The 15,017-nt window shown below is 63.6% G+C and carries 13 protein-coding genes; 12 read left to right on the forward strand and 1 reads right to left on the reverse strand.

The window, feature by feature from the left end; all coding sequences use genetic code 11:
• From KUW62_RS06600 to KUW62_RS06630, 7 genes are all read left to right on the forward strand, one after another.
• A complete protein-coding gene (locus KUW62_RS06600) occupies positions 1–1,875 on the forward strand; it encodes an FAD-dependent monooxygenase (protein ID WP_224814715.1) in 1,875 nt (624 codons plus the stop codon).
• Positions 1,876–2,012: 137 nt separating this feature from the next.
• On the forward strand, positions 2,013–2,852 hold the full coding sequence (locus tag KUW62_RS06605) for an alpha/beta fold hydrolase (RefSeq protein WP_224814716.1): 840 nt from the start codon (positions 2,013–2,015) through the stop codon (positions 2,850–2,852).
• A gap of 1 nt (position 2,853) precedes the next feature.
• A complete protein-coding gene (locus tag KUW62_RS06610) occupies positions 2,854–3,762 on the forward strand; it encodes a VOC family protein (RefSeq protein ID WP_224814717.1) in 909 nt (302 codons plus the stop codon).
• Positions 3,763–3,765: 3 nt separating this feature from the next.
• Complete coding sequence (locus KUW62_RS06615; RefSeq protein ID WP_224814718.1) at positions 3,766–4,557, forward strand: SDR family oxidoreductase; 792 nt, start codon at positions 3,766–3,768, stop codon at positions 4,555–4,557.
• 19 nt (positions 4,558–4,576) lie between these two features.
• A complete protein-coding gene (locus tag KUW62_RS06620; protein WP_224814719.1) occupies positions 4,577–6,226 on the forward strand; it encodes a thiamine pyrophosphate-binding protein in 1,650 nt (549 codons plus the stop codon).
• A complete protein-coding gene (locus tag KUW62_RS06625; RefSeq protein ID WP_224814720.1) occupies positions 6,223–7,029 on the forward strand; it encodes an aspartate dehydrogenase in 807 nt (268 codons plus the stop codon). Before KUW62_RS06620 ends, KUW62_RS06625 begins: the two co-directional genes overlap by 4 nt.
• A 7-nt stretch (positions 7,030–7,036) precedes the next feature.
• Positions 7,037–8,515, forward strand: coding sequence for an aldehyde dehydrogenase (locus KUW62_RS06630; protein WP_224814721.1), 1,479 nt, complete (start codon positions 7,037–7,039; stop codon positions 8,513–8,515).
• Here the strand turns inward: KUW62_RS06630 and KUW62_RS06635 are convergent.
• A complete protein-coding gene (locus tag KUW62_RS06635) occupies positions 8,512–9,294 on the reverse strand; it encodes an IclR family transcriptional regulator (protein WP_224814722.1) in 783 nt (260 codons plus the stop codon). The two genes, KUW62_RS06630 and KUW62_RS06635, sit on opposite strands and share 4 nt — an antisense overlap.
• 146 nt (positions 9,295–9,440) lie before the next feature.
• Between KUW62_RS06635 and KUW62_RS06640 the strand changes: the two genes are divergently transcribed.
• The 5 genes from KUW62_RS06640 to KUW62_RS06660 all read left to right on the forward strand — a co-directional run bounded on the left by KUW62_RS06640 (position 9,441) and on the right by KUW62_RS06660 (position 15,007).
• The gene (locus KUW62_RS06640; protein ID WP_224814723.1) at positions 9,441–10,601 is read left to right on the forward strand and encodes an FAD-dependent monooxygenase; all 1,161 of its coding nucleotides are present in this window, start codon (positions 9,441–9,443) and stop codon (positions 10,599–10,601) included.
• Entirely contained in the window at positions 10,585–11,556 is a 972-nt protein-coding gene (gene dctP, locus KUW62_RS06645; RefSeq protein ID WP_224814724.1) for a TRAP transporter substrate-binding protein DctP, read from the forward strand. Before KUW62_RS06640 ends, dctP begins: the two co-directional genes overlap by 17 nt.
• Positions 11,557–11,627: 71 nt before the next feature.
• On the forward strand, positions 11,628–12,128 hold the full coding sequence (locus KUW62_RS06650; protein ID WP_224814725.1) for a TRAP transporter small permease: 501 nt from the start codon (positions 11,628–11,630) through the stop codon (positions 12,126–12,128).
• A gap of 3 nt (positions 12,129–12,131) precedes the next feature.
• On the forward strand, positions 12,132–13,448 hold the full coding sequence (locus KUW62_RS06655; protein ID WP_224814726.1) for a TRAP transporter large permease subunit: 1,317 nt from the start codon (positions 12,132–12,134) through the stop codon (positions 13,446–13,448).
• Entirely contained in the window at positions 13,445–15,007 is a 1,563-nt protein-coding gene (locus tag KUW62_RS06660; RefSeq protein ID WP_224814727.1) for a sulfatase, read from the forward strand. The genes KUW62_RS06655 and KUW62_RS06660 overlap by 4 nt, the downstream gene beginning before the upstream one ends.
• The last annotated feature ends 10 nt before the right edge of the window (positions 15,008–15,017 follow it).

Below are 15,017 nucleotides of genomic sequence, written 5' to 3' on the forward strand. Positions count from 1 at the left end.
ATGCAATATCATCTTGACGGCTACCGCTCGGGCGATCCTGCGGTCCATCCTGCGGATGAGAGGGTCGAGGCCGCGCGTGGCGATGTGGACGTGCTGATCGTCGGGTGCGGTCCCGCCGGTCTGACGCTTGCCGCGCAGCTGGCCGCGTTTCCTGACATCACGACATGCATCGTGGACCAAAAGGATGGCCCGCTGGAGGTCGGGCAAGCCGACGGGATCGCGTGCCGTTCGATGGAGATGTTCGCAGCCTTCGGCTTCGCCGATCGCGTGATGAAGGAGGCGTATTGGGTCAACGAGGTGGCATTCTGGCGCCCGGATGCAGAGGGAAAACTGCACCGCGCCGACCGAATCCAGGATGTAGAGGACGACCTGTCGGAGATGCCGCACGTCATCCTCAACCAGGCGCGGGTGCACGATTTCTACCTGGAGGTGATGGAGAATGCGCCAACCCGCCTGCGACCCGACTACGGGCGCCGATTGGTGGCGCTGAGGCGGGACAACCACGCGACCCATCCGCTTGAAGCCACGTTCGACGTTGCGGGAAGCGCGCCCACGACGATCCGCGCCCGGTACGTGGTGGGCTGCGACGGTGCGCGGAGTGCCGTGCGAAAATCCCTTGGCCTGGCCCTGGAGGGAGAGGCCGCGCGGCAGCTTTGGGGCGTCATGGATGTGCTTGCCGTGACGGATTTTCCCGATTTCCGCCTGAAAGCCGCGATCCAGTCCGCCGGTGACGGCAGCATCCTCCTCATCCCGCGAGAGGGCGGGTACATGGCGCGGCTCTATATCGAACTCGACGAATTGCATGGCGATGAACGGGCCGCGGACCGGGGTGTGAATGCGGATATGTTGATCGCGAAGGCGCGTGCCATCCTTGCGCCGTATCGCTTTGACGTGAGCGAGGTGGCGTGGTGGTCGGCCTATGAGATCGGTCAACGGGTCTGCGCACGTTTCGATGACGCCAAAGCGGGACAGGAGCCGCGGATTTTCATTGCGGGCGATGCCTGCCACACCCACAGCCCCAAGGCGGGGCAAGGGATGAACGTCTCCATGGCGGATGCCTTCAACCTCGGCTGGAAACTGGCGTCTGTTTTGCGCGGCCAGTCCGATCCGGCGCTTCTGCGGACGTATTCGGAGGAACGGCAGGCCAAGGCACAGGAGTTGATTGATTTCGACCGCGACATGGCGCGCCTGTTCAGTGCCAAGCCGAAGGATGCAGACGAAGCGGCGCAGTTTCAACAATACTTCAAGAAACATGGCCGCTACACGGCGGGGGTGGAAACACGCTACGCGCCGTCGATCCTGACGGGTGGGACGACGCATCAGCATCTGGCCAAAGGGTTGGTGGTGGGCAAGCGGTTTCACTCCGCCCCCGTTGTCCGCATGGCCGACGCCAAGCCTATGCAACTGGGCCATATACTGAAAGCCGACGGGCGTTGGCGCGTGGTCGTCTTCGCCGGGGCGGATGATCGGGGCGCGCCGGGCGGTTCGATCGCGCGTCTGTGCGATTGGCTTGAACAGGGAGAGAACAGCCCCTTGCGGCGGGTGACACAAGACGGCGCCGATATCGACAGCGTCGTGGACGTCCGCGCCGTGTTTCAGCAGGGCCACCGCGACCTGACGCCCACCGACATGCCCTCGTTGCTGGTTCCGACGAAGGGAATATTCGGGTTGGTGGATTACGAGAAGGTGTTCTGCGCCGATCCGGCGCATGACATCTTCGATATGCGTGGGATTGACCGGCAAAACGGGGCCTTGATCGTCGTACGCCCGGATCAATTCGTGGCTCATGTCCTGGTTCTGTCGGACCATGACGCGCTGTCCGCGGTATTCGATGCGGTTTTGCGCCCGGCCGGCAAAGAGAATCCCGACACCTGATTGCGTTTGTCGACGCGCCTTGACTCGCGCCCGGGAAACCCGCACCATTTCCAAATTGAACACAGTGTTCAATAGTGAACTACATGAACGCGCGTGCCGTAGGATCTATGCGCGCATTCGGGGGGAAGCACGGCGCGATGGCTCAGCCAAGGCTCAAATCCAACGCTGGCTTGACGTATCTGGAGCGGGAAGGCTCTGGACCACGAATTGTCTTTCTGCACGGTATCGGGTCGAACGCGATGTCGTTTGCGCCGTTGTTCGAGGTGTTGCCGGGCGATCTGCATCTTTTGGCTTGGAACGCGCCGGGATATCTGGGGTCCGACCCGCTGCCGTCCCCGTGGCCGATCGCAGACGATTATGCGGCGCGTCTTGCGACCTTTCTCGATGCCCTTGGGTTCGGGCGCGTGAACCTCGTCGGCCATTCCCTTGGCACCTTGATGGCCGCCGCCTTCGCGCGAGATTTTCCCGACCGGGTCCAAAGCCTCACCCTCGCCGCCGCTGCGAACGGATACGGGGTGCCTCGGGGCGGCACGCTGCCCGACAAGGCCTGCGCGCGTCTGGAGGATCTGGCACGGCTCGGGCCGCAGGCATTCGCCATGGCGCGCGGCGCAAACCTTGTCCACGATCCTGAAAACAATGCCGATATCGTCGGGCATGTCACCGACGCAATGTCCCGGATCGAGCCGCATGGCTACGGGCAGGCCGTGCGCATGTTGGCCTCCGGCGATCTTCCGGGGAACCTGGCCCATGTTCCCGCTCGACCGCGTTTCATCATCGGGGCTCAGGATCGGATCACGCCGCGAACCCAGACGGACGCAGCCGCTGCGGCTTGGGCGAACGCTCACGGCGCACATCCCGAGATCACCGAAATCGAAGGGGCGGGCCACGCCGTCTACCTGCAACAGCCCGATGCGTTCTGTGCCGCACTTTTGACCACTTTATCAGCCGCCACCGCCCAAACCCGAGAGGGAGCTTGAGATGACAGACGATATCAGACTGGACCACCTGCGTGGGATCGTGATGCGCGCGCCCGGAATTTCTGCGACGACCCCGTTCTACACCGAACAATGGGGCCTGAATGTCGCCCACGCGGAGGATGGGATCACCTACCTCCACGGGACGGGGGCGCAGCCTTTCATCTACGGTTTGAAGGACGACACGACCTACGGGATTGAATACATCCATTTCGGAATGCCGGACCGTGCGGGCGTCGATGCGCTTTTCCGTCACTTGCAGAACAAGGGTGCCGACCTGCGGTCGGCACCCAGTGATCTGGACGGTCCCTTCGGCGGCTACGGATTCGAGGTTGCCGATCCGGACCACCGCCGCCTGCGGATCAGCGCTGATGTCGCGTTGCGGCAGGCGGACGATGTCCACGCCTACCCGCGCAAGATCAGCCATGTGGTGTTGAACTCCCCCGATATGGACGGGGTTCAGAAATGGTACGAGGAGATGTTGGGTTTCCGCACCAGCGACTATTCCGCCGACCAGATGGTGTTCCTGCGCTGCGGCAGCGATCATCACGCCATCGCCCTTGTGCGGTCGCAATACCCGTCCGTGAACCATGTGGCCTTCGAGATGCCGGGCATCGACAGTTTCATGCGCGGCATCGGCCGGATGAAGCAAAAGGGGCAGGTGCCCAGTTGGGGGCCGGGGCGGCATGGGCCAGGCAACAACCCGTTCGCCTATTTCGTCTCTCCCTCCGGTTTCGTCATCGAGTTCACGTCCGAGGTACAGCAGATTGACGAGGCGACCCACGAACCCAAAGTCTGGTCGCGCGAGGACCCGGAGGCGATGGATCAATGGATGACCGCCGGGCCGCCGACGCCCGCACAACGTGCGGTCATGGCCGGACGGCCCGATCCGGGCTTCCCGAAGGGCGAATGATTCATGGATCTGGGATTGAAAGACCGCGTCGTTGTGGTGACCGGCGGCTCTTCGGGGATCGGATTGGCGGCTGTGCGCGTGTTTCTGGAGGACGGCGCGCGGGTGGCGTTCTGCGCGCGCGGGATCGAACGGCTGGAGGTCGTCGCAGCGGAGCTGGCCGATGAATTTGGCGCGGACCGGGTACTGGCGCGGGCCTTTTCGGTTCTCGACGCGGACGCCGTCGCCGGTTTCGCCGGAGACGTGCAGGCGACGTTTGGCGGCTGCGATGCGCTGGTGACAAATGCGGGGCAGGGGCGCGTCTCTACCTTTGAGGATACCAGTGATGCGGATTGGCGCGAGGAGCTGGAGTTGAAATTCTTCAGCCAACTCCACCCCATTCGCGCGTTTCAGGCGATGTTGCGCGAAAGCGAAGCAGGCGCCATCGTGGCGGTCAATTCGCTCCTTGCCCTGCAACCGGAGCCGCACATGGTCTGTACGTCCGCCGCCCGGGCCGGTTTGCAGAACCTGCTGAAGTCGTTGGCGACGGAACTTGCCCCGCATATCCGCGTGAATTCCATCTTGCTTGGCCTTGTCGATAGCGCGCAGTGGCAACGCCGCTTTGATGCGCGGGACGATCCATCGCAATCGCGGGATGAATGGTATGACGCGCTTGCGCGGACCAAGAAGATCCCCCTTGGCCGCCTTGGCCAGCCGAGTGAACCCGCGCGCGCCATCGCCTTCCTCGCCTCTCCGGCGGCCAGCTACATCACCGGTGCTAAACTCGAAATCTCCGGCGGCGTTTCGCGCTTTGCCTGACCAGATACGGAAAATGCCCATGTCCCAAAATGTTGGCCACCAGATCGCCGAGGCGCTTGCCGATGCGGGCGTCACCACGATGTTCGGCGTGATTTCCATCCACAACATGCCCATTCTGGATGCAGTGGCCGAACAGGGGCGCATTCGCTTCATCCCCGCGCGGGGGGAGGCGGGTGCGATGAACATGGCCGATGCATTCAGCCGGGTGTCGGGGCAATTGGGCGTGGCCCTGACCTCTACCGGGACGGCGGCGGGTAATGCGGCGGGTGCGCAGGCGGAGGCGTTGACCGCAGGCAGCCGCGTGCTGCACCTGACCACCCAGATCGACCGCCCTTACATGGACCGGGACCGGGCGGCGATCCACGACGTGCCGAAGCAGCCGGAGATGCTGCGCGGCGTGTCGAAGGCGGTCTATCGCATCTGGGATGAGAACGGCGTGCTTGGCACCCTGGCCGCCGCGATCCGTGCCGCGATGACGCCGCCCACCGGTCCGGTCAGCCTTGAGGTTCCGGTGGATGTGCAGCGCGTACCGGCCGTTTCAGGCATGAAACTGACGCCACCAAAGCCTGCATTGCCGCCGCTCAATGACGCGGCGCTGGATGCGCTGGCTGAAAAGGTGAAATCCGCCAAGCGCCCGATGATCTGGCTTGGCGGGGGCGCGCGGGGCGCGGCGGCCGAGGCGTTGGAGCTGGTGGAGCGTGGCTTTGGCGCGGTCAGCTCGACCCAGGGCCGCGGCGTCGTGCCGGAAAGCCACAAGGGCACGCTTGGCGCGTTCAACATGACGCCCGAGGCGGAAGGGATCTTCAAGAACGCCGATCTGATGATCGTCGTCGGCTCTCGCCTGCGGGGGAACGAGACGCGAAACAACAAGATGCCGCTGCCCAGACCGCTCTACCAGATCGACATGGAGCCGACCCAGGGCGGGCGCAATTATCCGGTCGACGGGTTCATCTTCGGTTACGCAGCCGCGAGCTTGCGCGGCTTGTTGGATCGGTTGCCGGATACGCTCAACACCGATCCGCAATTGCACTATGACATCGCGGTTGCGCGCGCGAAGTCCGAAGGCGCGCTGCGAGGGCGGCTCGGTCCCTATCAAGTCGTCGCCGATCACCTCCTGTCCGTGGTCCCTCAAGGCAATCACCCTTGGGTGCGCGATGTGACCATTTCCAATTCGACCTTCGGCAACCGCTACGTTCAGGTCGCGGCGTCCCATTTGGGGGTCCACGCGCTTGGCGGCGGGATCGGGCAGGGGATCGCCATGGCCATCGGCGCTGCGGCGGGCGCGGAGGCGCGGACCATTGCTTTGGTGGGCGACGGCGGCGCACAGCTTGGCATCGCGGAATTGATCACAGCGGTAGATCAGGATTTGTCGATTACCTTCGTCCTGATGAATGACGCGGCTTATGGCGTGATCGAGAACATTCAGGATGCACAATATGATGGTCGCAGACACTATTCCAAGCTGAAGACGCCCGACTTCAAGATCCTCTGCCAATCCATTGATATGCCGCATGTTTCGGTGTCGGCGATCGAGGATTTTCCGAAGGTGTTCGACGGCACGCTTTCCGCTTCCGGCCCCGTGTTGGTCGAGGTCGACATGAATGCCATCGGCCCCTTCGCGGAGTCCTTTGCCGGACCGCCCGCGGGTGCTGCCGGGGGTAAGACATGAGCCTTGGCCATATCGCAATCATTGGGTTCGGGGCCATCGGGCGGGATTTGGTAGACATCCTCGCCCAAAACGGTCCGCCTTCGCGCCTGTCGCTTCTGGTGCGGGAGGCGCTCGTGGCGGAGATTGAGGCGGAGGTCGGGAAAGCGATCACCGTGACCTCCGATCTGGAAACGCTTCTGGCCAGCGCGCCGGATGTTGTTGTGGAATGCGCGGGCCACGGGGCGGTCGCGGCCCATGGTGCGGCGATCCTGTCCCACGGCACTGATCTGGTCGTGGCCTCCGCGGGGGCCTTGGCCGATGCCGGTCTTGCCGCGGCGTTGGAGGCGGCGGCGCGTGGCTCGGGTGCCCAATGCGTTGTGCCGTCTGGTGCCATCGGTGGGATCGACGCGCTTGGCGCGGCGCGGCTGTCGGGGCTGACGCAAGTAGCCTATACAGGCACGAAACCACCCGCGGCATGGGCCGGAACTCCGGCGCAAGATGTGACGGACCTCCGAACCCTGACCGAGCCATTCACCTTCTTCGAAGGCACCGCGCGGGAGGCCGCGCAGTTGTATCCCAAGAATGCCAATGTCGCGGCCACTTTGGCGCTGGCGGGCCTTGGCATGGACCGGACGGAGGTCCATCTGGTGGCCGATCCGACGACGTCCGAGAACACGCACACCTTCGCCGTCACCTCGGCGGCGCTCGATTTCTCGATGCGCCTGGTCGGCAAACCCTCACCCCGCAATCCCAAGACCTCCCGTTCCACCGTCTACAGCATCGCGCGCGCCGTTCTGAACCGAAGCGCCGCGATCGCCATCTGAGGATTCCATGGACCAGACCTTTCGCGACGACCTGATTTTTGTGGGCGGCCAGTGGCAACGGGGACGCGGCGCACCGATTGCGTCTCACTTCGCGGCGGATGGTGCGCTGAACACCACGATCACAGGTGCATCGGCGCAGGATGTGGAAGACGCGATCGACCGCGCGAAGGCAGCGCAACCGGCCTGGGGGGCGCTGAAGCCCCATGAACGGGCGAGTGTTCTTCTGCGCATATCCGACGGGATCGCGGCGAATATCGAGAGGATCGCGTGGGTGCAGAGCCGCGACACCTCCAAGACGCTGACGGAGACACGGGCGCTTGCGACCTCCGCCGCTGGGACATTCCGGTATTTCGCGGCGGTGGCGGAGACGGCGGACGAATTGCTGACCGTGCCGCGCGGGGACTACACGACCTCGTCAATTCACGAACCGCTCGGCCTCGTGGCGGCGATCACGCCCTGGAATTCGCCCATCGCCTCCGACGCGCAGAAGATCGCCCCGGCCCTGGCGGCGGGAAATGCCGTCTTGCTGAAACCCGCCAGCTGGTCGCCGCTTGTCAGTCTGGAACTTGCCCGGATCGCGGAGGACGCGGGGTTGCCCTCCGGCCTTCTGTCGGTCTTGCCCGGATCGGGGCGGGAGGTCGGTAACCTGCTTGTGGAGCATCCCGATATCGCCAAGGTCTCCTTCACCGGGGGGACGGATACCGGGCGCCGTCTGGCCCATGCCGCGGCAGACAAGCTGATGCCGGTGTCGTTGGAACTTGGGGGCAAATCGCCCACCATCGTTTTTTCCGATTGCGACACGAATCTGGCCATCGCGGGCATCCTGTTCGGTATTTTCTCGTCCTCCGGGCAAAGCTGCATCGCAGGCTCGCGCCTGTTCGTGGAGCGGTCGATCTATGAGGATTTCGTCGCGCGATTGGTGACGGCGACGGAGGCCCTGCGGGTCGGGCATCCGTTCGATCCGGCCACGCAGGTCTCGTCCCTCGTCCATCCCGATCACCGCGCAAGCGTGGAGCAATATGTGGAGATCGCGCGCGGGGAGGGGGGAGAGGTGCTGTGTGGCGGCGCGCGTGCCGAAGATCCGGCGCTGCAAGCCGGTGCGTTTTACCTGCCCACGATCATCGCGGGCCTCGACAACACGGCGCAGACCTGCCGGGAGGAAATTTTCGGCCCGGTCCTTGTCGTGCTGCCGTTCGAGGACGAGGCAGACGTGATCGCGCAATCCAACGACAACCAATATGGTCTGGCATGCGGGATCTGGTCAAATGACCACCGCCGATGCCAGCGCGTCGCGAAGGCCATTCGCGCAGGGACCGTTTGGGTGAACACCTACAAGCAATTCTCCATCTCAACCCCGTTCGGTGGCGATGGGGCCAGCGGCATGGGTCGTGAGAAGGGGCGCGCGGGACTACGCGCCTACCAGCGGCAGAAATCCATCTACGAGGATATGTCGGGTCAGCCGCATCCGTGGGCCAGATGGCCCTAGCCGTCGAGATATCCAAGCTCGGCCGACGCCGTCCGGGCCGCCGTCAGAACGGCATCGCTGAGCGCCACGTCATTGCCGGTAAATCGCGCCTCGGGACCGGACACATTGAGGCCCGCAATCGCTTGGCCCGTATGGTCGAAAATGGCCGCCGCGCAGGATCCGATGCCGGGCTCGTAATTTCCTTCGCTCCACGCGAACCCCGCCGCCTTGTCGCGATGGGCCTGCGCGATGATCGCCTCGATCGTCTCGGGCGTCTTTTCGGTGGCCTGTTCCGGCTCATCTCCGGCGAAGAGTTGGCGCAGGGTCGCGTCGGGGAATTCCGCGAGGATCGCGCGCCCGATGGAGGAGGCATGGGCCAGAAGCCGCGAGCCGGTCCGCACGTTGCTGACAAGGTGCGAGTTCGGAGCCTCCCGTCCCAGATAGATGATGTCGCGCCCCTCCAGCACACCCAGATGGGCGGACATGCCGGTGTCGCGGCAGAGGTTGCGCAGGACCGGTTGGCAGACCTGGACGAAATCCCGGCTGTGGATGGCTTGCGCGCCGAGGCTGACCATTCCGGCGCCAAGCCGATATCCCGCGCCGTCGCCCAATTCCTCGATCATACGGTGATCCAGAAGCGTGTGGATCAGGCGGATCAGGGTGGTGCGGTTGATGCCCAGATCCCGGGACACGACCGACAGGTTCCGGGCGCGTTCGCCTTCCCCGATGTAGCGCAGGAGCTTCAGGGCACGTTCAACCGGTGGAACGGAATAGCCTGTCGGGGACGGTGCTTCGGTCATCTCGGTCACTCCAGTCGTCCCGGCGCGGAAAGGCGCTCCGTACCCGGCCCGTATTGCGGAAAAGAGTTGACCGGACAAGGGCGCATCAATAGGCTTTGAACAGATAGTTCAAAATAGAACACTTGGCAATGGGGGAAAGAGACAGCGTGAAACTTTCCATAGGCATATGCGGGGGCGGCGTCGGCGGGTTGTGCGCAGCGATTGCCCTGCGGAAAGCCGGTCACGCTGTTGAAGTGTTCGAGAAGGCGCGCGCCATCAATCGCGTGGGCGCTGATATCAACCTGACCCCGAACGCCGTCTTCGCCCTCGATCAACTTGGTGTGGGGGAATATCTGCGCCACAGTGCGGCGCGCCCGAGTTTTCGCATCAGCCGCGACGGGATCAGCGGGGAAGAGACGTCTCGCCTGCCCATGTCATCGGCGGCGGAGGAGAAGTACGGCGCCCCGCAGTTGACGATCCACCGCGCCGATCTGCTTGATGCGCTGCGCGATCAATTGCCCGACGGCGTGTTGCAGCTTGGAAAGGCAGCGGCGGGTCTGGACCTGCACAATGGCCATGCAACGCTCGGCTTCGCGGATGGTGGTGAACGCGACTTCGATCTGGTCGTGGGCGCGGACGGTATCCATTCCGTTATCCGCACCGCGCTGTGGGGGGAGGATCAGCCACGCTATACCGGCATGGTGTCCTATCGCGGCACGTTTCCCAGCACCAAGTCGGCGGGGCTGCCGGATACGGACGCCTTTACCAAGTGGTGGGGCGAGATCCCGGAGAAACAGATCGTCACGTTCCCCCTGACGCAGGGGAAGGAAATCTTCGTGTTCGCGACCCTGCCGCAGGAGGATTGGTCCGAGGAAGGCTGGACGCTGCCCGGGGATGTCGACGACCTCCGCCGGTCCTATGCCAATTTCCACGAGGATGCGCGCAAGCTGATCGACGCGCTCGACGAGGTCACGCGATCCGCGCTCCACGTGCGCGATCCGATGCCGCAATGGGCCAAGGGGCGCGCGACGTTGCTGGGGGATGCGGCCCATCCGATGGTCCCGTTCATGGCGCAGGGCGCGTGCATGGCGATCGAGGATGCCGTGGTCCTGGGCCGCGCGCTTGATGACACATCGGACGATCTGGACGCCGCGCTTGCGCGGTACGAAACGGAACGCAAGCCCCGCACCGCGCGGGTCCAGGAAAGCTCGCTTGCCAATGACTGGCTCAAGAAAGCCGGCAATGCGGATTGGGTCTACGGCTATGACGCCTGGACCACGCCGCTTACCAAAACACAAAACGGGAGTTCCCATGAAACACGCATTTAAGACCGCCCTCGTCGCGGCAAGTCTTCTGACCGCGCCCGCTGCAATCGCCGATCCGATCGAGATCAACGCCGTCACCCTTGCGCCGCGGTCCGTATACATCACGCAGCCCTTCGGCCAGTTCGTCGAGGAAGTGAACGAGATGTTCGAGGGCGAGATCCAGATCAACTGGCGCGGCGGCCCGGAAGTGATGCCGCCCTTCGGTCAGGCCGAAGGGGTGCGCAACGGAGCGATGGGCATGACCTATACCAGCCCCAGCTACCATCAGGGCCTTGTGCCGACCTCGGGCACGATGAACCTGTCCTTCCTCAACTACGAGGAGATCGCCGCGACGGATTACCACGAGCGGATGACGGAACTGCACGCGGAGCAGGACCTGATGTTCCTTGGGGAGATCCCGGCCACGCAGCTGAACTTCCAGATCTACATGCGCGAAGAGGTCACGAGCCTTGCGGACCTTGAAGGTTTGCGCATCCGTGTCTTCCCGACGCTTCTGCCGCTGGTCCAGGCGCTCGGCGCGGAGCCGATCGTTCTGCCCATGGGTGAGATCTATACCGCGTTGGAGCGGGGCACGATTGACGGCTATATGCAGGGCCCCCTTGGTCAGGCGGAGCAATTCGGCGGTCTGGTCAGCACCGTGATTCAGCCCGGTGTCTACCGTGCGGGTTTCCCGGTTCTGATGAACATGGACATCTGGAACGAGATGTCGCCGGACCTTCAGGATCGCCTGATGACCTTCCTGCGTGAAGATTTCGCGCCACGTATGGACGACATCTGGGCCGATGATATCGCCGAGGAACGGGCCGCCATGGAAGCGGCCGGGTTCCAGTTCCTTGAGCTGACGGGCGAAGAGGCCGAGCGTTACGAGGACATGGCCATGGACGCCGCGTGGGCCGTGACGGCCGAGAATGCGGGCGAAGAGATCGCCGCAGAGCTGCGCGCCATGCTGGACCGTTAAGGGCCCGCACAACGATTTGGCGGAGCCGCATCCATTTCGGCTCCGCCAGCTTTTTCAGGGAAAGACCGCAGGTGGATCAGACCTTCACGCAAGTCAGGCGCGTCTTCAGCGTGGTGAACCTCGTCTGCGCCTGCATTGGGGCGACCATGCTGTTCGGCATCGCGCTCATCATCTGTTTCGAGGTCACGGTCCGTGCCCTGGGCGGCGCATCCCAGTTGTGGGTGATCGAGGGCAGCGAATATGCGCTGTTGTTCATCACGTTCCTCGGCGCGCCGTACCTGCTCGAAAAGAACATGCACGTGGTGCTGGACCTGCTTTACGACAGTCTGTCAGGCCGTCCAAGGCTGGCGCTTCAGGTCCTGAACGCGAGTATCGGTTTCGTGTTGTGCGCCGTGCTTACCGTCGTGGGGATCAGCGTCGTGATCGAGCAATTCGATCTGGGTGTGCGGCAAGTGACGGTCATGCGCCCGCTGAGTTGGTGGATCACCGCCGCATTGCCCCTCGGGATGGGGCTCATGGCAATTCAGTTTCTGTTCCAGGCAATCCGGTCGCTGCGCGGCGAGGTGCTTTGAACGATGGAATGGTATGTCACGCTCATCATCGTACTGGTGCCGCTTTTCGTGATGATGATGGCGGGGCTTCCGGTCGCGTTTTCCTTCCTCGCGGTCAATCTGGTCGGCTCCTACCTTTTGATGGGCGGGTTTGCGGGGATCGAGCAATTGGTGCTGAACACGGTTGATTCCGTGTCGAGCTTCACGCTCATCCCCATCGCGCTTTTCATGATCATGGGGGAGGCGATGTTCCGGTCGGGCATCGCCATCGACTTGATGGACACGCTGGACAAATGGTTCGGCAAGCTGCGTGGGCGACTTGCGCTGATGGCCGTGGGCGGGGGCGTCCTCTTCTCGACGCTCACCGGCAATTCCATGGGCTCCATTGCGCTTCTGGGCTCCTCGCTCACGCCTGAGATGGAGAAGCGAGGCTACGCCAAGTCGATGTCACTTGGCCCGATCCTCGGCTCTTCCGGCCTCGCGATCATGATCCCGCCCTCGTCGCTGGCGGTTGTGCTTGGCGTCATCGGCGACATTTCCATCGGGCGCATCCTGATCGGGATCATCGTACCGGGGCTTTTGATGGCGTTGCTCTACGTTATCTACATCCTTGGCCGCTGCCACCTCCAGCCGCACCTTGCCCCGTCCTTTGACGTGCCACCCGTCCCGCTGAGCGAGAAGGTCAAGGCGACCGCGATCAATATCGTGCCGCTGGCCTTCGTCGTCTTCTCCGTCGTGGGCGTGATCTTCCTTGGCATTGCAACACCCAGTGAAGCCGCGGCGACGGGGGCATTCGCCACGCTCTTTCTTGCCGCGATCCGCCGCCGCCTGACGCCCCGTATCTTCGGGGAGACGATGTTCTCCAGCGCCAATATCTCGGTCATGGTTCTGCTGATCGTGTCGGGCGCGGTGACGTTCTCGCAATTGCTGGCGTTCACGGGCGCGACCTACGGAATGGTCGACGCGGTCCTTTCGCTCGATATTTCGAACGAGGCGATCGTCTTCATGATGATCATGCTGGTCGTCTTCATGGGCATGTTCATGGGACCGCTGCCGATCATGTTGATCACGCTGCCGATCTTCATTCCGGTGATCCAGCAATTCGGGATGGATCCGATCTGGTTCGCGGCGATGTTCCTTGTGGCGATTGAGACGGGGGCGACCTCACCCCCCTTCGGCGCGGCCCTGTTCGTGATGAAGGCGGTGGCGCCCAAAGGCACGACGATGGCCGATATCTACCGTGCGGCGGTGCCGTTCATCATCTGTGATTTGATCGCGATCCTGCTTTTGTTCTTCATTCCGGAACTCGTGACCTATCCGGTAGACCTGATGTTCCGATGACGCGCCCAAATATCCTCATCGTGATGACGGATCAGCAACGCGCGGATCACCTGGGCTGCTATGGCAACCCTATCGTACGGACGCCCCATATCGACGGGCTGGCCGCGCGCGGCACGCGGTTTGACAAATTCTACGTTGCAAACCCGATTTGCCAGCCCAACCGCGCGGCCCTTGCCACGGGACAATTGACCAGCGTCAACGGGTGTCGGCAGAACGGCATCCCCCTTGGCCTGGATTGCACCACCTATGCCGACGTTCTGCGCGCGGTGGGGTACCGGACGGGGCTGGTGGGCAAAGCGCATTTCCAGAACGTCTCGCCCATCCCGGCCAAACGCCCGGAGGCGAAAGGCGCGGGCGACGTGCCGCCCACCCCGTTCGAGCTTGCGCGCCGCAGCCAACGCGCGGGGCCGGTTTACGGGCACGAAGTCCGGACGGTCTGGGTCGACGATCCGGATCACGACATCCCAACACCCTATTACGGCTTCGACCATCTGCGATTGTGCATCGGCCACGGCGACCAGGTTGAGGGGCATTACACGAAGTGGCTGCTCGACCGGCTGAACGGCGCGCCGGATCCGAGGGGACGGGGCGCGGCGCTTGACAACGGACCGCAGGAGGCACCGCAAATCTGGCGCACCGCGGTGCCGGAACATCTGTATCCCACCGCTTTCGTGGGGGAGGAAGCCTGCGCCTTCCTGAGGGAACCGAGCGACGATCCGTTCCTGCTTCTCGCGTCGTTCCCGGACCCGCACCACCCCTTCACCCCGCCCGGGCATTATTACGACCTGTACGACCCGGACGACATCCCGCTGCCCGAAAGCTTCGATCACCCAACGGCGGCGCGTACCGACCTTCCGGCGCATATGCAGCGCGTCTACCAGATCGGCGCAGAGAAGCCGGATGCCTTTTGGCCGTTCCACACCGATGCCGATGCAACGCGTCGGATGATCGCATTGAATTACGGCGCGATCACCATGATCGACGATTGGGTCGGACGCATTCTGGCAACGCTGGAGGACAGCGGGAAGGCCGACGACACGATTGTCGTCTTCATGTCCGATCACGGCGATTACATGGGCGATCACGGCACCGTTCTGAAGCACGGGCTGCACACGCAGGGACTGATCCGGGTCCCGATGATCTGGGTCGATCCGCGGCGGGACGCGGGCGTGGCGACGATTCAGGGCAGCGCGATTGATTTCGCACCGACTCTTCTGCAAGCCGTTGGCTTGGCCTGTCCCATCGGGATGCAGGGTCGCGATCTGCTGGCCCCAGCGGCGGAGGATCTTCCGGTCCTTATCGAGGATGCGGGCCTGGCCTTCGCCAGTGAAGATGGTCTGACCGCGAGCCGAACGCTCGTGCATCAAAACTGGCGGATGACGCTTTTCGAGGGGAGCGATCTGGGCGAGCTGTACGACCTGACCGCCGATCCCCACGAATTGGCGAACCTTTGGACCGATCCGGCCGCGTCCGACCGAAAAGCCGCCATGACGGCTCACCTTGCGCACCGACAGATGGCGCTGCGTGATACTTCGCTCCTCTCAACGCATCAGGCCTGAACGGTGGCAC

Source organism: Hasllibacter sp. MH4015 (assembly GCF_020177575.1).
Taxonomy (GTDB): domain Bacteria; phylum Pseudomonadota; class Alphaproteobacteria; order Rhodobacterales; family Rhodobacteraceae; genus Gymnodinialimonas.

Excerpts from the sequence above, each read along its gene's own strand:
- KUW62_RS06600 (WP_224814715.1), top strand. The coding sequence starts at position 1 with ATGCAATATCATCTTGACGGCTACCGCTCGGGCGATCCTGCGGTCCAT.
- KUW62_RS06605 (WP_224814716.1), top strand. The coding sequence starts at position 2,013 with ATGGCTCAGCCAAGGCTCAAATCCAACGCTGGCTTGACGTATCTGGAG.
- KUW62_RS06610 (WP_224814717.1), top strand. The coding sequence starts at position 2,854 with ATGACAGACGATATCAGACTGGACCACCTGCGTGGGATCGTGATGCGC.
- KUW62_RS06615 (WP_224814718.1), top strand. The coding sequence starts at position 3,766 with ATGGATCTGGGATTGAAAGACCGCGTCGTTGTGGTGACCGGCGGCTCT.
- KUW62_RS06620 (WP_224814719.1), top strand. The coding sequence starts at position 4,577 with ATGTCCCAAAATGTTGGCCACCAGATCGCCGAGGCGCTTGCCGATGCG.
- KUW62_RS06625 (WP_224814720.1), top strand. The coding sequence starts at position 6,223 with ATGAGCCTTGGCCATATCGCAATCATTGGGTTCGGGGCCATCGGGCGG.
- KUW62_RS06630 (WP_224814721.1), top strand. The coding sequence starts at position 7,037 with ATGGACCAGACCTTTCGCGACGACCTGATTTTTGTGGGCGGCCAGTGG.
- KUW62_RS06635 (WP_224814722.1), bottom strand. The coding sequence starts at position 9,294 with ATGACCGAAGCACCGTCCCCGACAGGCTATTCCGTTCCACCGGTTGAA.
- dctP (WP_224814724.1), top strand. The coding sequence starts at position 10,585 with ATGAAACACGCATTTAAGACCGCCCTCGTCGCGGCAAGTCTTCTGACC.
- KUW62_RS06655 (WP_224814726.1), top strand. The coding sequence starts at position 12,132 with ATGGAATGGTATGTCACGCTCATCATCGTACTGGTGCCGCTTTTCGTG.
- KUW62_RS06660 (WP_224814727.1), top strand. The coding sequence starts at position 13,445 with ATGACGCGCCCAAATATCCTCATCGTGATGACGGATCAGCAACGCGCG.